The following is a 24,595-nucleotide window of genomic DNA, read 5'->3' as shown; positions in this document are numbered from 1 at the left end:
TATATGCACCATGCTTGGCATGCAAATTTCTTCATCGATTAAAACAAATTATAAAAAAATTGCAGAATTTTGTGCCATAATAAGCAAACTTTGCAGACATCTTGCAAAAAACTTTTGCAGATTTAGAATTGGAGCAGGCTGAATGAGCTCAACCATTTTGGTAATTCATGGACCGAATTTGAACTTGCTAGGAAAACGCGAACCAGAGGTATATGGTTATCTCACGCTAGATGATATTAACCAGCAACTCACCGCTCAAGCCCAACATGCATCACTTACACTAGATACTTTTCAAAGCAATTGGGAAGGTGCGATTGTCGATCGTATCCATCAAGCACAAAACGAGGGTGTGAAATTTATCATTATCAACCCTGCTGCCTTGACCCATACCTCAGTTGCTTTACGCGATGCCCTGCTTGGTGTTGCAATCCCATTTATTGAGGTTCATTTGTCAAATGTTCACGCCCGTGAATCATTCCGTCATCACTCATATTTATCTGATAAAGCCATTGGCGTAATTTGTGGCTTAGGTGCAAAGGGTTATTCCTTTGCTCTCGATTACGCTATCGAAAAAATTCAATCTTCTAACTAATTTAGACTTTTTAGGAATGCTCACTCATGGATATCCGTAAAATCAAGAAGCTCATCGACTTGATGATTGAATCTGACTTACAAGCGATTGAAGTTAAGGAAGGCGACCAATCCATCTCATTAACTCGCCCTACTCCTGTTTATGCCGCTGCTGCTGTAGCTGCTGCTCCATCAGTTGCTGCTCCAGCACCAGCAGCAAAAACACCACGTGGTGCCGTTGAATCATCACCAATGGTTGGTGTGTTCTATGCAGCACCAAGTCCAGGTGAAGCACCATTTGTAAATGTAGGTCAAACAGTATCTGCGGGTGAAACATTAGGGATCATTGAAGCAATGAAAATCATGAACCCAATTGAAGCAACAAAAAGCGGCGTGATTGAAGAAATTCTAGTGAAAAACGGTGAAGTGATCCAATTCGGTCAACCACTTTTCCGCTACCGTGCTTAATCAGTTTGGGGATTCCTATGTTGCAAAAAGTATTAATTGCAAACCGTGGCGAAATCGCTTTACGAATTACTCGGGCTTGTAAAACTCTTGGCATTAAAACAGTTGGTATCTATTCAGATGCTGATAAAGATTTAATGCACTTACGCTTCGTTGATGAAGCAGTATGTATCGGACCGGGTGCAAGTAGTGAAAGCTATTTAAATATTCCTGCAATTATTACTGCTGCAGAAATCACAGGTGCGGATGCAATCCATCCTGGTTATGGTTTTTTATCCGAAAATGCGGAATTTGCTGAAATCGTTGAAAGTTCTGGCTTTATTTTCATTGGCCCTCGCCCTGAACATATTCGCCTGATGGGGAATAAAGTATCAGCGATTATTGCCATGAAAAAGTCAGGCGTACCAACGGTACCGGGCTGTGACCATGCCGTAACGATTAACAATGCACTCGCGGAAGCAAAAGAAATCGGCTTTCCATTGATCGTGAAAGCGGCTTCTGGTGGCGGCGGTCGTGGTATGCGTATCGTAGAACGTGTCGACACACTACTTGAATCTGTTCAAGCTGCTCAACGTGATGCTGAAATGTGGTTCGGTGATGATACGGTTTATATGGAACGTTTCTTACAGAAACCACGCCATGTCGAAGTACAGGTTCTTGGTGATGGTAATGGCCATGCGATTCACCTCTATGATCGTGATTGTTCTTTACAACGTCGCCATCAAAAAGTATTAGAAGAAGCCCCGGCACCAAACCTACCTGAACAAGCGCGTGCTGATATTTTAGAAGCGTGTGTGAATGCCTGTAAGTTGATGCAGTATCGTGGTGCGGGTACATTTGAATTTTTATTTGAAGATGGTGAATTCTTCTTCATTGAAATGAATACCCGTGTACAAGTTGAACATCCTGTGACTGAAATGGTGACTGGCGTTGACATTATTGAACAGCAACTTCGTATTGCGGCTGGTTTAGGTCTTGAACTTGAACAAGAGCAGATCGAAGTTAAAGGTCATGCGATTGAATGCCGTATCAATGCAGAAGATCCAACCACGTTCTTACCTTCTCCGGGTAAAATTGAAAGTTTCTATGCGCCTGGTGGTGCCGGTATCCGTTTGGATTCACACATCTATCAGGGCTATAACATCCCGCCTTACTATGACTCAATGATTGCAAAATTGATTTCTCATGGTAAAGACCGGGAAACATCGTTAGCTCGCATGCGCCAAGCATTAGATGAAATGATTTTGACAGGAATTAAAACCAATATTCCATTGCATAAAGATTTGATCTTACAAGACAAAAATTTCTGCGAACAAGCAATGGATATTCATTATCTTGAAAAACATTTGTTGAAACAGCTTGAACCAAAAGCTGAAAAAGCCTAAATAAAAAAGCCTCTTAAATAATAAGAGGCTTTTTTATAATAATCTTTAACTAAGGCAAAACACGACGCAGGGTTGCAAAACACTTATCGCCTTTCTCACTGGCACAAAAATCGATGGTTGAATCATTGGCCCATTTTACAAAGTACTGGGAAACTTCACCCGTTTGATCTTGCTTTTGACCTGAACAGTCCATTTCATTATTGTCATATTTAATTTGCAGAACTAATGCTGGCAAGCGCTCTTTATGATCTTCTGATGGCTGATAATCATATAAGCCATACGACCATTCTTGACCACTTTTAATCACCACATCACTTGCACCACGGAAGTTATAGTACTCGACACACTTCTTATTGTTCGGAATTTCCATTCCCCACAGCCCCATAATTTCAGGGCGAGTTGTGACCCGAATCGCATTTGCTTTAGCTATTTGTTGAGGTGTTACTGTTGCTTTGTCATTTACGACCGTCTCTGCCATAGTCCATGTTGAGCAAGCCCATAATAATCCAATAATATAAATATTTTTCATAGATTTAATTAAGTCGTCATCTTAACGGTGCATAGGCTTAAATTAGCATATTTTTTGATAAAAGCATGCATTCATAACCATATAAACACAATATTTTTACCATGTAATTTAATTGCTTGTTTTGACACTTTTTCAGGTATTCTATTTTTTCAAATTGTATTTAACTTTTTACTTTATAAAGATTTTCGCTTTAGGGATAAAAGCCATGAAATTTTCAGAATACGTACAGTACGATGGTTTGGGGTTAGCTGAGTTAGTCAAAAACAAAGAGGTTCACCCTTCAGAGCTACTGGAAATCGCATTAGAACGAAGCAAGCAGGTCAATCCAAAGCTAAATGCCATCATTATCCCAATGTACGAACAAGCCAAACAACGCGCGCAACAAAATCTTAGTGGTACATTTGCAGGCGTTCCATTTTTAGTCAAAGACCTATTCCAAGAATACCGAGGTGTGCCAACTTCCTATGGCAGCCAAGCATTAAAAAAAATCAATTACACACCAGACTTTAATGCAGAAATTGTCAATCGCTGGGAACAAACTGGTATTGTCACTTTTGGACGAACTAACACGCCTGAATTTGGCATTAAAGGAATTACTGAGCCTGACGCTTGGGGTTCATGTCATAATCCGTGGAATTTAAAATATAACAGCGGTGGATCTTCAGGTGGTGCTGCTTCAGCTGTTGCAGGCGGCTTAGTCCCTATTGCAGGTGCGGGTGATGGCGGTGGATCAATTCGTATCCCTGCTTCTTATTGCGGTTTATTCGGACTAAAACCAAGTCGTGGACGTACGCCTTGGGGGCCACAATTCAGCGAAGCCATGCACGGAGCGGCTATGCAACATGTGCTCAGCAAAACCGTTCGAGATAGTGCGGCCATGCTGGATGCAGTGCAAGGCCCAGAACAAACTTCATTATTTCGAATCGAAGCCCCTGAACAAAAATATTTAGATGTTATTCAGCAAGCATCAAAGAAACTCCGCATTGCGTTCAGTACCCAGTCACCAATTGGTACCAAAATTTCTAAAGATGCAATTCAAGCCATACAACAAACAGCCAAGATATTGGAGTCATTGGGTCATATTGTGGTTGAAGACCGCCCTAAAATTGATGGACTCGAACTGGCAAAAGATTTCGTCACCACATGGTTCAGTCAGTTCTCCTATATGCAGGCACAAATCAAGCAAATGGCGGGTGCAACAGATCGTGATTTCGAACTTGATTCAATTGCTTTGGCTGCCTTTGGAGCGAAGACCACGGCGACAGAATATATTCATACCCTCAATAATTGGGGGCTGTACAGCACCCAGATGAATATTTTCTTTGAAAAATATGACTTATACCTCACCCCAACCACGGCCTCAGTCGCGCCTAAAAATGGTGAGGTTGCGACACCTGCTTGGCAGAAGCCAATCCTAAAAGGCTTGCTAAAACTAGGAAAAGCCCACTACTTGGCACAAGGTAAATTGGTTGAAAAAATGGTACAGGACAATTTAAGTTGGGTGCCATTTACCCAGCTCGCCAATGTAACAGGCCTACCTGCCATGTCAGTCCCTTTGTACTGGAATAAGCACGGTATGCCACTGGGTAGCCAGTTTATCGCGCCTTTTGGACGTGAAGACCGCTTGTTGCAACTTGCCGCTCAACTAGAACAAGCACAACCGTGGCTGCCACAATATAAACATATCCAAATCTAACTTAACTTTTGGCTGTTGTTTCCACGTGATTCGGCAGCCATAGTACCAGCAATAAACCAAACAAGACCACCACACTGGCACAGTAGAAAATTGTCGCACCTGAAAAGATTTGCCAATAGTGCCCTGCCAACAAACTTCCAGATGCCACCCCTAAGCCCCACATGGTGCTATACAACGCCTGTCCTCGGCCTTGCTGCTCTGGTGTAAAGTTCTGGAAAATCACTTTCATAGCAATCAGGTGGAACAGGCCAAAACTAAAGGCATGCAAACATTGAGCAAGTAACTGTCCAATATAGTTGGTCTCTAAGATACCAACCAAGAACCAACGGAAACTGGTCAACACTAAGCAAATCACCACCAATGTTCGCCAAGAAAAGCGAGTAAAAAACAGCTTTTGTGCCACCGCAAACATCACAATTTCAGCAATCACCCCCATCGCCCATAAACTACCGATTTGTGTGGTGCTAAAACCAATCTCTTTGAGGAAGTTACTATAGAAGCTATAAAACGGCGCCAATGAGAACAGTAAAATAAATTCAATGCTGAAAAATGCCGCGACGATGGGCCGTTTTAAAATCGGCAGCAGTGGTTCAAGTGTTTTCTGAGAGCTTGGCGCATGCTCTGGTTCTTTGATTGTAAACGACCAGAGAAAAGCTAGGAATGAAATAGATAGAAGTAAAATCGGCAACATTGAGATTGGAATAACCTCCAACAAAGCCCCTATGACAAACACACCGACAATAAAGCCAACTGAACCCCATTTACGCACTTTGCCATAGAGTTCAGCACGTTTTTCACCTAACCAGAATAAAGTCACCCCTTCAAACTGCGCCAAGATGGCATTTTGAAAGAAGCTGAAAATCAACATCAGTAAAGCCACTGATTGGAAACTATTCGGAATTACGAAGATGGCGAACCAGATACAGGCTTCCATCCATGTCGCAATTCGAACTAAAAGCATTCGTTTACCTGATTTATCTGCAATCCAGCCCCAAATCAATGGTGCAAAAAAACGGGTGATAATCGCAATTGAAGAAAGAATACCAATCTCTTGATAATTGAAACCCTGATCTTGTAGATACAGGTTCCAATACGGCATGAATGTACCGACTATGGCATAGTAGAAGAAGTAGAAACCTGCGAGTCTGGTATTGATGGTCAGTGATGGCATTGATTCATTTTATTCGTTGGCTAAGCCTGAAATAACGGCTTATATCTTTCTATTTGAAGCTTTAACTCGCATCCAAACATATACGCTTTCATCATTCATACTGGCTTGTATCCAAGCATCATACCTCTAAACCACCTCGAATAATTCATTTGATGAATATAAATCCGAATATAGAATCTACGTTCATTTCTATATGAATAAAATCCAATCATCATTATTTATTTTCGCGTCTCATAAAACCGCTTTTTGCAATGGCCCTAGCTCCAAGGTTTATATTTTAAAAAAACCTTATAAATCATATATTAACCAGAGTAAATCATGGTCTATGGTGATCTCAGGCCATTATCGGATAAGAAACCCATGACTCAAGTAGCTTTTCTTCTTTCCAAACATTTAACATGGCTTCAGATGCCGGAAATAAATTAGAGGGTAAGTCTGATAAGCTAAACCATGACCATCTATCAAAAATATCTGGTTCGGTGACAACAATTTGCGCTTTCATCTTGTTATCGTGTAACTGACAAGACAGTCCTACAGTGGTATTTACAACCGGCGAAGACTGATCAATAAGTAACGTAAATGGTTTAATATTCAAATCTTCTAATTTTAAGCCTGTTTCTTCATTTACTTCTCTTAGCGCTGATTGTTCATACCTTTCACCAGCTTCAATTTTTCCACTAGGAAAACACCAAGAAGCCTTTTCACCGACTTTAATACGTAAGCCCAACAAGACCTGATCTGTATCATCAAATATCATCACGCCAACACCGACTATGGGCGCTAAATTTAAACTCTCAATCATGATTTAATACCTTTGCAATATTTTATCTGGACTAAGTTATTTGAAGTCTTATGCAGAATGTCAGCACTATTATGGCGACTAACGATTGCAGTAATAATACCAACGAAGAGAACACCCAAATGCTATTTCTCATTCAAAATAATTTTCCTATCATAAAACATAGCATTCGGGTCAAATCAGCTACCCCGTTTTCATCACTAATCTGGTAACTCCATTCACAATCATATCAATTGCAATTGTGCCAACAAGCAGTGCAGCAAGTCGACCAACAATATCGAAATAGCGATCAATATATTTGGCATGCTTATAACGCAAATGATCATGCGAGAGTTTCATTACGATTAATACACTACATGTTAAAAATAGCGTACATGCAATCACGATTGCTGCCTCAGCAATTGACATACTCATACCTGTTACAACAGCAGCACTGATTGTTCCAGGCCCAATCATAAAAGGCATAGCGACTGTACCCGCTAGATGTTCTGGAGCACCCCGCATTTCACCAATCGTATCTGCCCCTTGGAAAACATAGCGATAGCCAATGACCAAAAAAATAAGGCCACCAAATATCTGGAACGATTCAAACCGTACATTTAAATACTTACTAAAAATTGCTTCACCTCCCCAAGCAAAAAGTAAAAACACAACATAAGCAATCAGCCCACCTTGTATCAGTGCACGATTAAATATTTTGGTCTCTGTATGTCGAATTAATCCAATCATATAGACACTCATCAGAAATGGATTTAACAATGAGAAAAATAAGAGAAATGTGCTCAAATAAGAAGATGTCATCTCCCCATACTCCAATGAGTCTTCTATAAGTTAATCAGCTTTCTACGAAAGATTGAATTTATATGCTTGTATGCAAATGATTAAAAATTATAAACAAACATGACATTCAACAACTTGTTCCACCGTCCGTCATCACCGCCAGCCAATGAGTTTGTGGTTCCCCCAATAAATGGGTCATTTTTACTGGTGATATATTCTGAATAAAGCGAAATCTGCTTATAGTTCCAAGCTGCGCCAATGATATTACGTTGAGAGTTTTTATAATTCTGCTCATCTTTACTCAATCCGCTTAAGACCACATAAGGCGTAACATTCAGGCCATTTATGACGTCCTTAAACGTATAGTTCACATCGACTGAATAAAAAGTGCCACTATTTGCGATGTTGTACGCGGTGTCAAATGAACCAAATGTCGAATAATTAGAAATTGGATCTTTATTGTCTATTTTGATCTGTCCAGCAGTCAGGGTTATTCCCAAGTTCTGATAGTTGAGCGTATTAAATAATGACCAAGCTTTACGATTGCCCTCTTTATGATTCTGTTGATTCTCAAGCGTTGAATACCAGTAACTTCCGCCAACAGCCATATCTAAGTCATCATTATTGAAAAAGCTAAGCTCTTGTTTGGCTCTCATTACAAACATATTTTTTTCTTTTAAGCTTGTCATTTCGGAGCCATTGGTTTTTACCATGTTGGCGGAATAACGAGCCGTAGCTTTATCTGCTGTCCCAATATAATGACCACCATCACGGACAAAGTATGCTAAATCAATCTTCGTGGCTGAAGGCAATTCAGTATGATAATTAACTCCTAAATTGAGTACATCTTGTAGCCCCATTGTATAATTGAGACCTGCATAAAAGCTGCTATCCCAAAACCGACTAGGACCAAAAGGTACAGGCTGTAAACCAAGTGTAATGTGATCTGTACTGTTTAAACGATAACCCGCATAGGCCGACACTAAAGTTGAAAAATCACATAATTCAGACCATTGATAACAACGCCACTGTACATTCCCAAATACTTTAGGTGATTCATAAGCGATATTCACAATCGCAGCATCAAACTTGATACTGTTATCCGAGTCAATATTTGGCCCATAATCTTTATAATTATATTTGGCTCGCAATGCACCTGAAACCGTTAAAGCGCCTGTATCCGTTTTTGGGTCACCCAAAGTCATTGCTGCAAAACTAGGAAATGTCACCCCAGCTGCAAATAATCCTACACTTAATTTACTAAATACGTTATGCATTCATATCTCCTTGTATAGATATTGGAGAGAAATCTGTGGTTATTTCTCCCTCATTTTTAATTAAGAGATTTTGCTCATCTGAGTCATAATCTAAAAAACAAACACTTAAAATTAATTTTCAGCTTAAAGTTAATGAAGTTAAGTTCAAGATAAACCGTGTATTTCTTTCCAATTGCCTGGGTATACTACATAACCAAAGCAGGCATGCCCACCATAAATAAGTTCTGTACCCTCGGGAATCCACAACATCTGCCCAGGACGAACCGAATACTTTTGTCCATTTGCAGTGAGTTCAAAACAGCCTTCAATGACAAAAATGACTTCGTCATAAAGTAATTTCCAACTCACTTCCGCACCTTCCCAACGTGCAAAACCAATACCCATATTTGGAGAAACATCTGCTCCTAATGCTCTGGCAACATAAGCAGTACCGTGAGGTGTTTCACCACGCAACTTAAAAATCAGTTGATTACTATCGACTAAACGAACTTCACTCATTCTTCATTTCCCTACAATTCACTACGGCTACGCCATTTTTCAAACCTAATCCGCGTTCTCACCCCCAAGCCTAAAAATGGTTCTGGTGGATTTAAACTTGGCATCCCTGTTACATATTGAATATCACTTAAAGCCTGAGAATCAGCTCCCACAACCAAGTCAGCTAATAGCGTTCCTGAAATTGTTCCCCAGGCAGCCCCGACTCCATTGTCACAAGCACTTGCATAAACACCATCTTCTAATTCACCAAAGAAATTGGTGAAATTACGAGAAATCGCATAAACACCACCCCATGTATGTGTAAATGGCACATCAGCTAACTCTGGATAACGGTCTAAAAAGGCTTTGCGATGATCAGCCTGTATCCAGTGACGATTATCATCACTCACATTGGCACCATATTTCGGTACATGTTTATAAGTATTACGGATCAAGATACGACGATCTGCCGTCATACGTAATGTCGTTCCAGCATGATCTGCTGGTGTTAGTCCCCAATCTAACTCACCCAGATAAATATTCATTTCTTGGTCTGTCAGTGGGCGCGTCCAACTCGCGAAGGTCATGACGGGTAATAAGCGATTTTTCAAATATCCAAATTCACGCGTGAAAATACTGGTTGCTAAAAGTACTTTTGACGTGGTGATCAGGCCATGATCACCTTCTAATACCCATTGTTTATTATTTCTTTTCAAATCACGGATTGGTGAATGCTCTAATAATTCAACATTAGCCGGTAAATTATCCCCCATACCTCTTACCAATGCTGCTGGCTGCATTAAGTAGGAACCGGGAGTAAAAATTGCACGACTATAAAAATCAGTCCCGAGTACTTTTTTCAGCTCTGCTTTTTCCACCCAGCGATAGGGTTCACCTAAGTCTTTCATCAAGTGTTCAAAGTGACCAAGATGCGCCTCTCCACGTTCTCCGACAGCACCTTGGTATTTGCCAACTGCAGACCACTGACAATCAATATTATGGCTCTCGACCAACTCCTGTAATTGAGCAATAGCAGCTCGGTTTAAACTCAGCAGCTTTTGCTTATGTGATGGGTCTGGGTGCGCTAAGGCAAATTTATGCGGTAAATCAATCACAAAGCCGGAATTGCGTCCTGAAGCACCTTCAGCTACACGTTGTGCATCCACTAGAATAATGCGGGCATTCGGCTTGAGTTCTGCCAATCTACGGGCTGCTGCTAATCCTGCGAAACCCGCTCCAATAATGGCAAAGTCTGCTTTTTTTGGACCGATTAGCTTTTTAGCAGCACCTGCTGAAGGTAGTGCTGCATACCAGCCACAGCTGCGATCATCATTTGGTAAAGCGATCATTTGGTTATTCCCTTAACTTAAACTGTGGATGGACATGAATCTAGTTTTTCTAGCCACTCAGCACGATGGTGTTGCAATTGACGTCCGAGTAAAGCAAAGCCTGTTAACTGACCTTGTTTATTGTAGAAACCAGCAGCTAACTCTCCATCATGTTGCTCCACTCTCCACTCACCTGTCCCCATTGCAGGTAAGACTGATAACGGTAAAATTGGAGTTTTTACTAAAACTGGTGTTGATTTCAGATCTGCATTAGTTGACTGACCTAAAAGATTATTCACTAAAGCGGGTAATGCTTGAGTGATTGGATTGATATAAGGCGCCCACTGGCCATTCACTTCTGCACAATCACCTAAAGCAAAAATCGCAGGATCACTGCTACGATGATCGAGACCAGTACAAACTCCACGTGCTGTCTCTAGTCCAGCTGCTTGAGCCAATGCAATATTGGGCCTCAACCCCACGGCACTTATTACCAAATCCGTTTCAATGGATTGACCATCTTGTAGATTTAACTGGTAACGGCCATGAGCAGATTGAATAGAACGGATACTATTTTGTAATTTCCACTCTACGCCTAAATGTCTTAGAGCATTTTGTAGAGCATGGCCTAGAAGTTCTGGAATAAGGCGCTCCATTGCCCATTTGCCAAGGCCGACAACTGTAACTTTGATACCATGTGCAGCTAAATCATTCGCGAACTCACAACCAATCAGACCATCCCCCAGAATTGTGACATGCTGTTTATTTGATAATTGCTGACGGAAACGGCGATAATCCGCTAGATCATTTACACTGATTGTTGCCGTAGAATCACCATCAATAGGAATGACGACTGGTGTTGCGCCAGTCGCGAGTACGAGCCTACCGTAAGGATAATCACCAATTGTGGTTTGAAGCTTTTTATTAGCACGATCAATGTGAGTCACTTTCGTATGTGGATAAACACGAATATTTAAGCGTTGTTCCCAACTAAGTGCTGTCTCACGGACTAAACTATCGCCATCTTTATCTAATGCTAAAGCATTAGATAAAGCGGGTTTGCTATATAAAGCCCCATCATCAGCAGTAAATACAGTAATAGACAAGTCAGCAGATTGGGCACGTAAAGCTGATGCAACTTGATAACCCGCATGGCCACTACCAATAATTACAACTGGCTCAATAACTGCAGCTGCTACTTGAGGAATTTCGTCCTCTTCAACATCGGTGATATCGAGCATTTCAAAATCAGCTTTACCCACCTGACACTCTGGGCACATCCAGTCATCAGGGATATCTTCCCATTTCGTTCCAGGTGCTATTCCATCATCAGGCCAGCCTTTCGCTTCATCATAGATCCAGCCACAGACAATACATAACCACTTTCTCATCTTGTCTATTTCCTTATTTCTAAAAATTACACGCTATGTTTCAAACGGATACCGATATTTCGTGTTTGAACATAGCTGTAGATGGCTTCCTGCCCTTTTTCTCGACCAAAACCAGATAAGCCCACACCGCCAAATGGGGTTTCAATACCACCTGCAAACCATTCGTTAATAAAGACCTGACCTGCAATCAGTCGATTTGCAACTCGAAGTGTTTGATTTAGATTTTCACCAAACACACCAGCTACAAGACCGAAGTCTGTGCCATTAGCAATTGCAACGGCTTCGTCTTCATCATCGAAAGGCATAATTACCATTACAGGACCAAAAACTTCTTCCTGAGCAATCGACATATCTGCTTTTGCTTCAATAATCGTAGGTAAGACAAAATAGCCGTCTAGATCTGCTGCTTTACCACCTGTTAAGATTTTTGCACCTTCTTCACACGCCTTATCAATCATGGCAAGAATCTGTTGCTGCTGATCTTTAGAAACAACTGGTGTCAGTTCCGCATTACTTTCACCAATGCCTACTATTAGGCTTTCTGACAGATGAATAACAGCAGCCTTAACTTCTTCATAACGGCTACGGTGTACTAATAACCGAGACATGGCCGAACAAACTTGCCCTGAGTTATAAAAAATTCCGACTTTAACGCTACGTAGTAACTGCTCAAGATCAACGTCGGCAAAAGCGATTGCTGCTGACTTACCACCCAACTCCATTACAGAAGGTGTCGCACGTTCAGCCGCATCTTTCAAAATGCGTTGCCCTGTCGGAACAGAACCTGTAAATACAATCTGATTGGTCTCTTGATGTTTCACTAAATGAGTACCGACTTCTGAACCTTTGCCACAAAGTAAGTTCACTGCCCCTTGTGGAAAACCCGCTTTTTCAATCGCTTTAATCAGTAGAACCATACCTAACGGCGAAACTTCAGGTGACTTAATCACTACCGCATTGCCAGCTGCTAAAGCTGGTGCAAGTGAACGTGCACAGATCGAAACAGGAAAGTTCCAAGGTACAATCTGAACGGATACACCCATAGGAATATAAGAAGTAAAATCGATATAATCCTTCCCTAAAGGTACTGAGATTCCTTCAATTTTATCGGCCATGCCTGCGTAATATTCGAAATAGCGAGCTGCTTCATCGAATTCCTCACGTGCTGTATTAACATTCTTACCATTTTCTCGACATAGAATGAGTGCACCCTCTTCTGCAATTTCACGAATCGCTTCTGCTGCTTTTAACATCCAAGTTGTACGTTGTGCAGGACGCACATCAATTAATGCACCACTGTTCACACAACCTCTAGCTGCAGCCATTGCTGCATCTGCATCTTCGATACTTGCTCGAGCTATGGTTGCAAAAACATGAGCTGTTGCAGGGTTGATCACATCAAATTGGTGTGCCGAATCTCGCCACTGACCATTCACATAGTTCAGATAATGTTGCATGTTAGGCCTCCAACGCAGCTTTGGCCTGAGTTGCTAACCACTTTTGGAAAAAGTGTGTTGGTAAATCCATTTCAGGTGAAAAAACACCTCCACCAAAGCCTGGAGAATGACGACCTTTTTGCATATTTTCGACAGCAAAAACATCTTCAGCAAAAACCACCTTCCATGACTCTAATGTTGCTTCACGGCATGCATCATATTTGGCATTTAAAGATTCATCGCTGACGTAATATAGACGAAGCCTTTCTATGGTCTGTTCTGGCGCAATTGGATCAATCATCATGGCAAATGCATGATCAGCTTGAATACCCAACAATACGTTTGGAAATACAGCAACATATTCTGCATGGCGTAGTTGATCTTCAGGCCAACTTGGGAATTTGGGTAAATGGGTGCCTGCTGTCGCTGATAGGTTGTATTTATAACTTCCCTGACCTGCAAAACGATCTTCGAACATGATGTTGTAATGATCTTCAAGCTTAGAATAGGTATTTAGTGCTGGATGCACCCAAGGCAAATGATAGGCTTCACAATAATTTTCAACGGTAAGCTTCCAATTGCTTTTTACTGGTAGTTCAAAATGTGAACCCACATTACTACTGCGAATAAGCTCTAAACCGTTTTCACCAAGGAAAGGCTTCCAGCGCTGCATTAATGGTGCAATATGATCTTCAAAAGATGCGGCATCACCAGAAATATTGACGAATACCATATCCATCCAGATCGCAGAACGGAGTGCCTTTAAACCATGTTTTTCACATTTAAAACGTTCATCTTTGTGCTGACCAATTCCACCGACATGCGGAGTACCTTTTAAATTACCATTCAGGTCATAACTCCATGAGTGATATGGACAGCGAATCACACCTTCAATCGCACCTTCATCATGTACCAGTTGCATGCCACGATGACTGCATACATTATGAAATACTTGAACTAAGCCATCACGGTTACGCATCATGACCAATGGCATACCCATAAAATTCACTGGCTTTACATAACTATTTTTAGATAAATCTGAAGCAAAACCCACACACACCCATGTTTTACTTAAAATATTGTCACGTTCGAAATTAAAATATTCATTGCTGGTATAAGCTAAGTTTGGCATTCCATTGGATTCAGTAATTGGATTTAAAACATTATCAACTTGCTGAACCGTAATTAATTGTTGGCTAACTCGACTATTCATCTGATGATCTCCCTTATATTTGAACGAATGCAGAACTCCCTGCGCTGAGATGATTTGCACACTCTGCTATTTCTTTGGAGATTGTGTTAAATATCGGGTTGTGCCACAAACGACTTTTTAGCTTGGTATCTATGAGTTTTAATCATGCTCTTTAGATTAAATTTGCCTGACGGAATTAAATATTTTAAAAATAGCGTTCTTTCAAAAGTCAAAAAATGATCAATCATTGATAAAAAATTGTTGTTGAAAGTCCCTTATTAGGATGAAGGGGATTCTTCATATAAATCCTCTCCCTCTTGCGCGTAACGACGCTCATCCTTTTAAAAGGAAAAGGAACTTTTATTTATTGCGACGCGAATTCAATACAGCTCAAAAATGACTTATGTAAGAGCTCTCATAATCTCCCATGATTAAAACTCACGGATGAATGAGAATAAATCAGTTGAGTGTTCTTCCTCCTCATTACTACTCTGTATTATTCGCATCTGATAGCTAATAGTTTTTAGCTATTTGCAACGCATCCAAGGAGGAGTTATGCGTATAACAACAGGAGCCACTGATTCTCATTCAGTCGTTTCAATAATTTCAAAAGTATTTGTAGTTGCATTCGTTATATTTTGTGCTGTTTTCGCAGATTCCGCAGGAAAAATATTCGCCGATCTATCCAATGTTTTATTACACAATATGAAGTGGTTTATTTTGTCTTCTGTGTCGGCAATGTGCTTTTTTCTGCTGTATGTGATGTGTAGCAGATACGGCTTACTTAAAATCGGGAAAGATACGGATAAACCTGAATATAGCTATTTTGCATGGATATCCATGCTATTTTCATGTGCTATGGGGGTTGGTTTGGTATTTTGGGGTGTCGCCGAACCGATGAACCATTATGCAAGCAACCCATTTACCAAAGGCTTAACCGATAAAGCCGCCAGTATGGCAATGCAAATTTCCTACTTTCATTGGGGTTTACATGCCTGGTCCATTTATTGTTTAGCCGCTTTAGCCATTGCCTACTTTTCATTTAGAAAAGGCCTACCCTTTTCATTACGTTCAATTTTGCATCCCATCATTGGCGATCGTATTTATGGTCCAATCGGGCATATCGTTGACATACTTGTGATTATTATTACAACCTTCGGCATTTCTCAAACGCTCGCCATTGGTGTATTACAGATTAATGCAGGCTTGCATAAAGTTTTTGATATAGAAGTCAGTGTTACTGTTCAATTTATTCTCATGATTTCATTGTCGAGTATTGCGACCTTCTCGGTCGTGCGTGGTATTGGCACAGGTATGCGCCGTCTTTCAGAAGTTAATATTATCTTATCCATCCTACTCATTTTGATTCTGATGTTTATCGGCCCTGCACGCTATATCACCAACTCATATATCGAAGGCATCGGTAACTATACATCGCACTTTATAGGGATGAGTTTATGGAGTGACGCCCAAAAAGATTCAGAATGGCAAAACTGGTGGACCGCGTTCTACTGGTTATGGTGGCCGACATGGGCGCCGTTTGTAGGAATGTTTATTGCCAAAATTTCTAAAGGACGTACCATTCGCCAACTTATTTCTGGTGTGCTGATTGTGCCAACTTTAGTGACTTTCTTTTGGTTTGCAGTATTTGGTGGTTCAGCCCTCAAAATTGAACAAGATGCCCGTAAAAGTTTTGAACAACAAACCGCATTGATTAAAAATCAAATCGCGCCATCTGCGGATAAAATCGTATCTCAAGCATCAGCAATCACACCCACTGCTGTTGAATTTAAGGGTGGGCCTATTGTAAAAGCAACTCAACAAGATAATACACAGGCTGTATTCGAATTATTTAATGCCATAGATAATGGATTATTCGGATCAATCCTCAGTATCGCGACCTGTCTGTTACTGATTACCTATCTCGTGACTTCGCAAGATGCTGGTACTCATGTGCTGTGTTTTCTAGATACGCGTTCCGAAAAGGATACACCTATTCGTATTCGAATCATTTGGTGTCTATTCGTTACCGCAATTAGTTTAGGTTTACTCTATGCAGGCGGCCTAAAAACAATTCAAGCCGCTGTTATTATGTTTGGCTTTCCAATTATCGTTTTCCTCACCATTTCAATGTTTGCCTTAATGAAGGCATTTAAACAGGAAGACATTGCCAATATTGTGGTAGTACCAAAACATCCAGAAAATGAAACCGAAATTTAACTTTTCGGAATCTACATATAAAAAGAGAACCCTTTTTAAACGGTTCTCTTTTTTATGGCATAAGCTGAAAAGGTTTTTTCACTTAAATACATTACTAATCCATTAATAGCTCATTCAAACCTTTCTGCCCAACCTGTCCCGGCAACTGCTCTAAAAGCCAATGGCGGAACTGTTTGACTGTAGAAGGAATAACCCCTCGATCGGTAGGTTCTAACATACAGAAATTCGCTTGGGTGCGTAATACTGTTTCAACAGGACGAACCAATGCCCCACTTTCTAAATAATCATCGACTAAAGATCCCCATGCCAAAGCTACACCCTGCCCATTAATGGCAGCCTGAATGAGCAGTGGATAATTGTTAATATTGACTCTGCTTTTAGGCTTGAACATCGGATATCCCACCAAAGCAAACCATTCAGCCCAATTTACCCAATCTTTTTGCGATTCATCCAAAGACAATAAACTCTTTGCAAAGATATTTTCAGGGCTTTTGTCCTGAAATTGAGCAAGATAAGCAGGACTACAGACTGGAAAAACTTCTTCAGGGAATAAAGGCGTAACTTTCATCTCGATTGGTGGTACTTTGCAATAAAATAAAGCTAGGTCACAATCCATTTTATGCAAATCAAGAATCTTCTCGGTGGTTAAGATTCTTAAATCAATGCCTTCATTTTGTTGAAAACTCGCCACTTTGGGTAATAACCACAAGGCTGCCATAGCATTGGTTGTAACAACTGTCACCTGATGCTCACCCTGCCATTTTTTTATTTCGGCTGTTGCCTGAGACACATCCTGTAAAGCACTATATATCGTTTGATAATATTGTAAGCCAGTCGGTGTTAAAACAATATTGCGATTGGCACGGACAAATAATTCCTTCCCTAGATATTCTTCGAGTTGCCTAATCTGGCGACTAATTGCTCCTTGAGTCACATTCAGTTCATTTGCTGCCTGAGTAAAACTCAGATGGCGTGCTGCCGCCTCAAATACAATCAAACTGTTCATGGGTGGTAATGGTTTAATTCTCATGGACGCTCCTTGTTTGTCCTATTTATCCATGTCGAACACCTGTGTTAACCACCTTATTCAAGTAAAAGTGGCTAAAGGTTCAAACGGACTTCCTTGTGATGTATTAACTTATTATCAATGTAATAAATTATTTCATTCTTTTAATTTCGATAAAATCTCATAAATAACAATCAATAAAAAGGGAGAAAAACGAATAGATGTATGAGTTTTTCTCATTCAAAATAATTTTCCTATCATAAAAACAAAAAGGGCTGAAAATTCAGCCCTTTTTTTAAATATCGCTTTGAGATTTAAACATCCGTATTTAAAGCCACACTCGGCTGAGCATTTCTTAATTTTCGCTGTTTCAAATAGTAGGCCAGCATCAAACAGAGAATCCATGCAGGAATCATCATGACCGCGATCCGCATATCCGCAGTCAATGACATCACCACAAGAATACTAAGCATAAAAATAATGCATAGATAATTACTGAATGGATAAGCAATACTTGGGAACTTAGTGGTTAGCCCTTGTGCTTGCATGGCTTTACGGAACTTTAAATGCGTCCATGAAATCACCACCCAGTTAATCACAATCGCTGCAACTACCAGCATCATCAACAAACCAAATGCCTTATCAGGAAATGCATAGTTCAACAATACACACAGTACCGTGACGAATGCAGATACATAAACAGCATTGGTCGGAATACCACGTTTGTTGATTTTCTTAAGGAACTTAGGTGCATTACCTTGTTGGGCCAAGCCCAATAACATACGGCTACTGCAATAGCTGGTTCCGTTATAAACAGACACTGCCGCAGTCAAGATCACAAAGTTCAACATTGTTGCCACGCCTTGGCTATCTAATGATGCAAAGACCATCACAAATGGGCTACCACCTTGCGCCATTTGGTTCCAAGGGAACAGTGCGAATAAGATGAAAAGCGTTGCAATATAGAAAATCAAAATACGATAGATAATTTGATTCACTGCTTTTGGCAAGGTTTTATCAGGATCACGTGCTTCTGCCGCAGTAATACCAAATAATTCAATGCCACCAAAAGCAAAGATGATCACAGCCATTGCCATCACCAGACCTTCTACACCAAATGGAAAGAATCCACCCAATGCCCAAAGGTTACTGATACCAGCCTGTGGCCCTGCCGTTCCTGTTGCAAGTAAATACGAACCAAAACCAATCATGGCCAAGATTGCCAAGATTTTGATGATGGAGAACCAAAACTCCATTTCACCAAAAAATTTGACATGCAAAAGGTTGATACCGTTAATTAAGATAAAAAAGGCCAATGCCGAAACCCATGTCGGGATTTCAGGCCACCAATATTGAATATATAACCCAATCGCCGTGAGCTCAGCCATACAGACCAGCACATTGAGTACCCAATAGTTCCAACCTGACATGAAACCTGCAAATGAGCCCCAGTATTTGTAAGCAAAATGACTAAATGAACCACTGACTGGCTCTTGTACCACCATCTCACCTAACTGTCGCATCATTAAAAATGCAATAAGCCCTGCAATCGCATAACCCAAGATGACCGAAGGGCCAGCCAGCTTAATCGATTGTGAGATACCTAGAAACAAACCTGTGCCAATCGCACCACCTAGCGCAATAAGCTGGATATGCCGATTGCTTAAACCTGGGTTCAGGTTTCCTTGCTCCTGTTTTGACATATGATTATTCTCATCCGTGTCGCGTAATTTTTCTGTCTAAAATTACGTATATCATAAGTTAATCACAAATGCCTATATCTAACTCGAAAAATAATTAATTCACTTTTCGAATAACCGCGCATATAAACAGAAAATTCAATAAATAACAAATATTATGAATAATGTAATTAAATTATGTATTGCGTAATTAATTATTTTCAGTATGATAGAAATTAAGACGCAGGGATTTTTGCTCTGAGTAAACTAGAATTGGCGGATAAAAACTTAAATATCAACCTATTTTCAATTACTTAATCAACACATTCCCTGAGCAATGAGATTAGACCAACAGAATTAAAGACAAGGAAAGCGAAACATGGCACATCATTTAACTTCTTTTCTTGAGATTGATGCCCAATCAGATTTCACAATACATAATTTGCCATACGGCATTTTCAGCGAGACCGCACAAGCTGAAAAACGCGTTGGCGTTGCAATTGGTGAATGGGTGCTTGACCTTGCAGCATTAGAGCAAAAAGGCTTATTACAGCTCACAACAGCGAACTGCTTTAATCAGCCAACACTGAATAAATTCATCGAAACAGGCAAACAGAATTGGCATACGGTTCGCAGCACTTTGCAAAGCTTATTGTCCGCAGAAAACCCGACCTTACGTGATCATGCCGATTTACGTCAGCAAGTGATGTTTAAACAAGAAGATGTGGTTTTGCATTTGCCAATTCATGTTCCTGGCTATACCGACTTCTATTCATCTAAAGAACATGCCACCAATGTCGGTACCATGTTTAGAGATCCTAAAAATGCGCTATTGCCGAACTGGAGCGAATTGCCTGTCGGCTATAACGGTCGTGCCAGTTCTGTGATTGTCAGCGGTAAAGACATTGTGCGCCCTTCAGGACAAATCAAATTACCGAATGAAGAACGCCCTATGTTCTCGGCAACCCGTAAACTCGACTTTGAATTAGAAACCGCTTTTGTCGTGGGTAAAGCAACTGAATTGGGTGAGCCGATTGCCATTGAAAACGCATGGGAACATATCTTTGGCATGGTGTTACTGAATGACTGGTCAGCGCGTGATATTCAACAATGGGAATATGTCCCTTTAGGCCCTTTCAATGCCAAAACTTTCGCCAGCGCCATTTCACCTTGGGTGGTGACGATGGAAGCACTTGAGCCATTTAAAGTCAAAGGTCCAGAGCAACAACCAAAACCATTGGGCTATCTACAAGAAAACACTGCCAACAGCTATGACATTCACCTCAGTGTTGAAGTGCAAACACCTCAATCAGAACAAGCCAATGTGATTTGCCAAACCAACTTCAAATATATGTATTGGTCAATGTCACAGCAACTGACTCATCACACCATTGCAGGCTGTAATGTTCAAGTCGGCGATTTAATGGGTTCAGGCACGATTTCAGGCCCAACTGAAGATTCTTATGGCAGCTTACTGGAGTTGACTTGGAATACCACCAAACCACTCAACCTTTCCAACGGCGAAAAGCGTGGCTTCTTGGAAGATGGTGACCGTGTTGTGATGAAAGGCTACTGTGAAAAAAATGGGATTCGCGTGGGCTTTGGCGAAGTTGCCAATACCATTTTACCAGCACGTCACTTTCGTTTTAATGAACAAAAGGACGAGCGCTATGAAACTGTATAGTTACTTTCGTAGCTCCGCGGCTTATCGAGTACGGATCGCACTCAACCTAAAAGCGCTGCCCTATGAAACTGAGGCAGTGCATTTAGTTAAAAATGAGCAGCAACTGGCAAGTTATCGTGCCCTCAATCCGAGTCAGTTGGTGCCGACACTACTTGACCAAGATCAGACCTTTATACAGTCGCTTAGTATTTTGGAATATCTGGAAGAACGTTATCCAACCAAAGCACTGTTACCCAAAGATCTGATTGAACGTGCCAAAGTCCGTGCCTTTGCACAAAGCATTGCTTGTGACATTCATCCGATCAATAACTTGAGAGTGTTGAAGTACCTACAAAATGATCTTGCAATCAGTAATGAGCAAAAAACGCTGTGGTACCGACATTGGATTTTAGAAGGCTTTCATAGCTTAGAAATGCAATTACAGCATTCGAATGGACAATTCTGTTTTGGCTCACAGCCGACTTTTGCCGACTGCTGTTTGATTCCTCAAGTCTATAACGCCAAGCGCTTTAAAATTGATTTAAGTGCTTTTCCCAAGATTGAGTCGATCTATCAACATTGCTTAACCCTTCCCGCATTCTTGAATGCGACCCCAGAACAACAACCAGATTGGGAATAGAGATAAAAGGAGTTTTATCATGAGCTTTGCAATTAAAAAAATTCACCATGTGGCTTATCGCTGTAAAGATGCGAAAGAAACCGTCGAATGGTACAAAAAAATGCTGCATATGGATTTCATTTTGGCATTTGCAGAAGACCATGTGCCATCCACCAAAGCCTTTGATCCGTACATGCATTTGTTTTTAGATGCGGGCCAAGGCAATGTATTGGCATTTTTTGAACTGCCGACGCAACCAGATATGGGCCGTGATGAAAACACACCACAATGGGTACAACATATTGCTTTTGAAGTGGAAGATTTAGATGCACTCATGGCAGCAAAAGCACATCTTGAAGCCAATGACGTGAAGGTATTAGGGGTGACCAACCATGGTATCTTCCATTCAATTTACTTCTTCGATCCAAATGGTCATCGTCTGGAACTGACCTATAATGATGTCCATGCCGATGCCAAGATTGCGCGAATTACCGAAGAAATGAAACTCGAAATGCTGGATGAGTGGAGTCGTACCAAACGTGCACCACATCATACTCACTTCTTACACGAAGATGAACTTGGTGCATAAATCCAGTTCAATGAAATTGGCATTAGCGTTGTAAAATGCTAATGCCTTTTTTATTGTCTAAATTTAAAGCATTCTGTATGTTTTTAAGGCATAGTAGGCTCAGCAAAATAGCGTGCAATCTCTCTAAAAACAATTGTATGCTTATGCAATTCACCGATTTGATTCATTTAAAAAGATGATTTCTATTTTGCAAACTGCTCAGGCATTATGTGCTGGATGTAAATTATCCATGATTGACAGCAACAAATACGGCGTGAAAGCACGCAGCTTAAGGGTTATTGAATGATTGAAGAAAAGTTATCTGGTGGGGTTCAATCACTTGAGGTCGGTTTAGCCGTACTGAATGCCCTTTTAGAACATAACAAGCCCATTATATTAAAAGATCTATCCAGCAAGCTGGATATGCACCCAGCCAAGGTACACCGCTATCTGGTCAGTCTGATTCGCATGAATTACGCCAAGCAACTCACCGATGGCCAGTATGCTTTAGGTGATCAAGCATGGCGTTTAGGCCTGAACTGTATCCAACATACCGATGTATTACAGCTGGTTCAGCACCTAATTTATGAATTACAAAACAAGATTGGCTGTGGTATTCAAATCAGCAAATGGTCGCCTAAAGGACCTTTAGTGGTTCAATCGATTGAATCCAACCATCCGATTTCGATTGTGACTAAAGTCGGTTCAATCATGCCGTTGGTCAATTCCGCAGCGGGTCGTGTGTTCGCTTCTTATATGCCCGAAGCAATGATCAAACCACTCATGCAAGCGGAATGGGAAAAAGCAGCACATAACCATTACCCGATTAAACCCACAGATTGGGATGAGTTTCTATTACTCAAAGAAAACGTCCTGCAACACGGTATGTCGATTGCACAAGGTGATCTTCTGGTCGGGATTAATGCCGTGGGTCTACCGATCTTTAATGCGCATCATTCAATGGAGTTTTGTATTGTGGCATTGGACAGTGAAATGTTTTTCTCGGTTCATGAAGGCAGCGAAAACTTAGAACTGTTTAAACGTGAAGTTGCAGCAATCAATCAATATATTCAAACCCGTTAATGTTTCATCCATATAAAAAAGCCAAGAAGCGAACTTCTTGGCTTTTTTATTTCAAGCTTTAAGCTGAATTATTTTGCTTCTAGTACACCACGGCGGATCTGGTCACGTTCAATTGATTCAAACAATGCCTTGAAGTTCCCTTCACCAAAACCATCATCATCTTTACGTTGAATAAATTCAAAGAATACAGGCCCAAGCATGTTTTGCGAGAAAATCTGCAACAACAGTTTTTTCTGACCATCTTTGGTATTGCCGTCCAACAAGATACCGCGTTTTTGCAATTCTTCCGTTGGCTCACCATGATTAGGTAAACGCTCTTTCAACATTTCATAATAGGTTTCAGGCGGTGCTGTCATAAACTGCATGCCAATCCCTTTTAACTTGTCCCATGTTGAAAGCAAGTCATCGGTAATAAACGCGATATGCTGAATGCCTTCACCATTGAAATCTGCCAAGAACTCTGCAATTTGACCATTGCCCTTGTCTGAATCTTCATTCAATGGAATACGAATCATGCCATCTGGTGCAGTCAAGGCTTTAGAGGTTAAACCTGTGTATTCGCCTTTGATGTCAAAGTAGCGGATTTCTTGGAAGTTAAAGATTTTTTCGTAGAAGTTCGCCCAATACTCCATACGTCCTTTATAGACGTTATGAGTTAAATGGTCGATTTCATTCAGACCTGCACCTTTTGGATTTCTATCTGCATCATCAAAGAAAACGAAGTCATTTTCATAGATATCACGATCCACAAGGAAAATTGGCATACCACCAATACCCTTGATCGCAGGAATGTTTAATTCCATTGGCCCAGCTTGTGAATACATTGGCTCTGCGCCAAGCTCCACTGCCTTGGTAAATGCTTTAGCTGCATCGCGGGTTCTGAAACCCATTGCACATGCTGAAGGACCATGTTCTTTAAAGAAGAATGAAGCATAAGATTCAGGCTGGTAGTTCAAGATAATGTTGATATTACCCTGACGCCATAAATAAACTTTTTTAGACTTATGCTTTGCGACTTTAGAAAAACCGATGGTCTCAAAGATCTGATCTAATCCATTTTCCGTCGAAACAAATTCAATAAAAGCAAAACCACATAGTTCTAATGGGTTATCTAAAATGTCCATCTAGTTTCCCTTATTTAGATAAATTCATCCGTTTAATACTCTGTATAGGCCTTATTCTTCAATTGCTTAATCGCTATCTAAAAGCATCAACCTATACATGCGTTATCAGAAAAGGCGACAGGTGTTTTTATAAGTAT

The 24,595-nt window shown here is 40.7% G+C and carries 22 protein-coding genes and 1 pseudogene; 9 read left to right on the top strand and 14 right to left on the bottom strand.

Annotated features, from left to right (window positions below; translation table 11 throughout):
• Positions 1-142 precede the first annotated feature (142 nt).
• Genes aroQ through accC form a run of 3 tightly spaced genes read left to right on the top strand, consistent with a single transcriptional unit; the run spans position 143 to position 2,420 of the window.
• Positions 143-592 carry a type II 3-dehydroquinate dehydratase gene (gene aroQ / locus F896_RS10840; protein ID WP_016163522.1) on the top strand — a complete coding sequence of 150 codons (450 nt, stop codon included), beginning with the start codon at positions 143-145 and terminating at the stop codon, positions 590-592.
• A 26-nt stretch (positions 593-618) separates the two neighbouring features.
• On the top strand, positions 619-1,038 hold the full coding sequence (accB, locus tag F896_RS10845; protein WP_016163521.1) for an acetyl-CoA carboxylase biotin carboxyl carrier protein: 420 nt from the start codon (positions 619-621) through the stop codon (positions 1,036-1,038).
• Positions 1,039-1,055: 17 nt separating this feature from the next.
• A complete protein-coding gene (accC, locus tag F896_RS10850) occupies positions 1,056-2,420 on the top strand; it encodes an acetyl-CoA carboxylase biotin carboxylase subunit (protein ID WP_004807534.1) in 1,365 nt (454 codons plus the stop codon).
• Between the two features lie 49 nt (positions 2,421-2,469).
• On the opposite strand, the gene F896_RS10855 is transcribed toward accC, so the two are convergent.
• Complete coding sequence (locus tag F896_RS10855; protein ID WP_004807536.1) at positions 2,470-2,949, bottom strand: hypothetical protein; 480 nt, start codon at positions 2,947-2,949, stop codon at positions 2,470-2,472.
• Between the two features lie 205 nt (positions 2,950-3,154).
• Between F896_RS10855 and F896_RS10860 the strand changes: the two genes are divergently transcribed.
• Positions 3,155-4,645, top strand: a complete 1,491-nt coding sequence (locus F896_RS10860) for an amidase (RefSeq protein WP_016163520.1) — start codon at positions 3,155-3,157, stop codon at positions 4,643-4,645.
• 1 nt (position 4,646) lies between these two features.
• Here F896_RS10860 and F896_RS10865 read toward each other — a convergent pair whose 3' ends face one another.
• The 10 genes and pseudogenes from F896_RS10865 to F896_RS10905 all read right to left on the bottom strand — a co-directional run bounded on the left by F896_RS10865 (position 4,647) and on the right by F896_RS10905 (position 14,517).
• On the bottom strand, positions 4,647-5,816 hold the full coding sequence (locus tag F896_RS10865; RefSeq protein ID WP_016163519.1) for an MFS transporter: 1,170 nt from the start codon (positions 5,814-5,816) through the stop codon (positions 4,647-4,649).
• Between the two features lie 334 nt (positions 5,817-6,150).
• Positions 6,151-6,618 (bottom strand): nucleotide triphosphate diphosphatase NUDT15, encoded by a 468-nt coding sequence (locus F896_RS10870; protein WP_016163518.1) that lies wholly within the window; start codon positions 6,616-6,618, stop codon positions 6,151-6,153.
• A 180-nt stretch (positions 6,619-6,798) separates the two neighbouring features.
• Positions 6,799-7,416, bottom strand: coding sequence for a MarC family protein (locus F896_RS10875; RefSeq protein WP_016163517.1), 618 nt, complete (start codon positions 7,414-7,416; stop codon positions 6,799-6,801).
• Positions 7,417-7,496: 80 nt separating this feature from the next.
• Positions 7,497-8,672 (bottom strand): hypothetical protein, encoded by a 1,176-nt coding sequence (locus F896_RS10880; protein WP_016163516.1) that lies wholly within the window; start codon positions 8,670-8,672, stop codon positions 7,497-7,499.
• Positions 8,673-8,816: 144 nt separating this feature from the next.
• Complete coding sequence (locus F896_RS10885) at positions 8,817-9,170, bottom strand: cupin domain-containing protein (RefSeq protein WP_016163515.1); 354 nt, start codon at positions 9,168-9,170, stop codon at positions 8,817-8,819.
• Between the two features lie 11 nt (positions 9,171-9,181).
• A complete protein-coding gene (locus F896_RS10890; protein WP_016163514.1) occupies positions 9,182-10,498 on the bottom strand; it encodes an NAD(P)/FAD-dependent oxidoreductase in 1,317 nt (438 codons plus the stop codon).
• A gap of 17 nt (positions 10,499-10,515) precedes the next feature.
• Positions 10,516-11,718 carry an FAD-dependent oxidoreductase gene (locus tag F896_RS10895; protein WP_228130622.1) on the bottom strand — a complete coding sequence of 401 codons (1,203 nt, stop codon included), beginning with the start codon at positions 11,716-11,718 and terminating at the stop codon, positions 10,516-10,518.
• Positions 11,707-11,868, bottom strand: a pseudogene (locus F896_RS21230) (rubredoxin); the annotation flags it as partial. The pseudogene F896_RS21230 and the gene F896_RS10895, both read right to left, overlap by 12 nt.
• 26 nt (positions 11,869-11,894) lie before the next feature.
• Positions 11,895-13,325 carry an aldehyde dehydrogenase family protein gene (locus F896_RS10900; protein ID WP_016163512.1) on the bottom strand — a complete coding sequence of 477 codons (1,431 nt, stop codon included), beginning with the start codon at positions 13,323-13,325 and terminating at the stop codon, positions 11,895-11,897.
• Position 13,326: 1 nt separating this feature from the next.
• The gene (locus tag F896_RS10905) at positions 13,327-14,517 is read right to left on the bottom strand and encodes an aromatic ring-hydroxylating oxygenase subunit alpha (protein ID WP_016163511.1); all 1,191 of its coding nucleotides are present in this window, start codon (positions 14,515-14,517) and stop codon (positions 13,327-13,329) included.
• A gap of 534 nt (positions 14,518-15,051) precedes the next feature.
• On the opposite strand from F896_RS10905, the gene F896_RS10910 reads away from it, so the two are divergent.
• Positions 15,052-16,716 carry a BCCT family transporter gene (locus F896_RS10910; RefSeq protein WP_016163510.1) on the top strand — a complete coding sequence of 555 codons (1,665 nt, stop codon included), beginning with the start codon at positions 15,052-15,054 and terminating at the stop codon, positions 16,714-16,716.
• A 94-nt stretch (positions 16,717-16,810) separates the two neighbouring features.
• On the opposite strand, the gene F896_RS10915 is transcribed toward F896_RS10910, so the two are convergent.
• The gene (locus tag F896_RS10915; protein ID WP_016163509.1) at positions 16,811-17,746 is read right to left on the bottom strand and encodes a LysR substrate-binding domain-containing protein; all 936 of its coding nucleotides are present in this window, start codon (positions 17,744-17,746) and stop codon (positions 16,811-16,813) included.
• 290 nt (positions 17,747-18,036) lie between these two features.
• Positions 18,037-19,425 (bottom strand): amino acid permease, encoded by a 1,389-nt coding sequence (locus F896_RS10920; RefSeq protein ID WP_016163508.1) that lies wholly within the window; start codon positions 19,423-19,425, stop codon positions 18,037-18,039.
• 355 nt (positions 19,426-19,780) lie between these two features.
• Between F896_RS10920 and fahA the strand changes: the two genes are divergently transcribed.
• The 4 genes from fahA to F896_RS10940 all read left to right on the top strand — a co-directional run bounded on the left by fahA (position 19,781) and on the right by F896_RS10940 (position 23,334).
• The gene (gene fahA / locus F896_RS10925; RefSeq protein WP_016163507.1) at positions 19,781-21,085 is read left to right on the top strand and encodes a fumarylacetoacetase; all 1,305 of its coding nucleotides are present in this window, start codon (positions 19,781-19,783) and stop codon (positions 21,083-21,085) included.
• Positions 21,072-21,704, top strand: coding sequence for a maleylacetoacetate isomerase (maiA, locus tag F896_RS10930; RefSeq protein WP_016163506.1), 633 nt, complete (start codon positions 21,072-21,074; stop codon positions 21,702-21,704). Before fahA ends, maiA begins: the two co-directional genes overlap by 14 nt.
• Positions 21,705-21,723: 19 nt before the next feature.
• The gene (locus F896_RS10935) at positions 21,724-22,272 is read left to right on the top strand and encodes a VOC family protein (RefSeq protein ID WP_004653219.1); all 549 of its coding nucleotides are present in this window, start codon (positions 21,724-21,726) and stop codon (positions 22,270-22,272) included.
• Positions 22,273-22,554: 282 nt separating this feature from the next.
• The gene (locus tag F896_RS10940) at positions 22,555-23,334 is read left to right on the top strand and encodes an IclR family transcriptional regulator (protein WP_016163505.1); all 780 of its coding nucleotides are present in this window, start codon (positions 22,555-22,557) and stop codon (positions 23,332-23,334) included.
• A 68-nt stretch (positions 23,335-23,402) separates the two neighbouring features.
• On the opposite strand, the gene hppD is transcribed toward F896_RS10940, so the two are convergent.
• Entirely contained in the window at positions 23,403-24,458 is a 1,056-nt protein-coding gene (hppD, locus tag F896_RS10945; RefSeq protein ID WP_016163504.1) for a 4-hydroxyphenylpyruvate dioxygenase, read from the bottom strand.
• Positions 24,459-24,595: the final 137 nt, after the last annotated feature.

The organism is Acinetobacter genomosp. 15BJ, assembly GCF_000400715.1.
Classification (GTDB): domain Bacteria; phylum Pseudomonadota; class Gammaproteobacteria; order Pseudomonadales; family Moraxellaceae; genus Acinetobacter.
The sequence above is the reverse complement of the archived record's forward strand: the minus strand, read 5'-3'. Positions and strand labels throughout refer to the sequence as shown.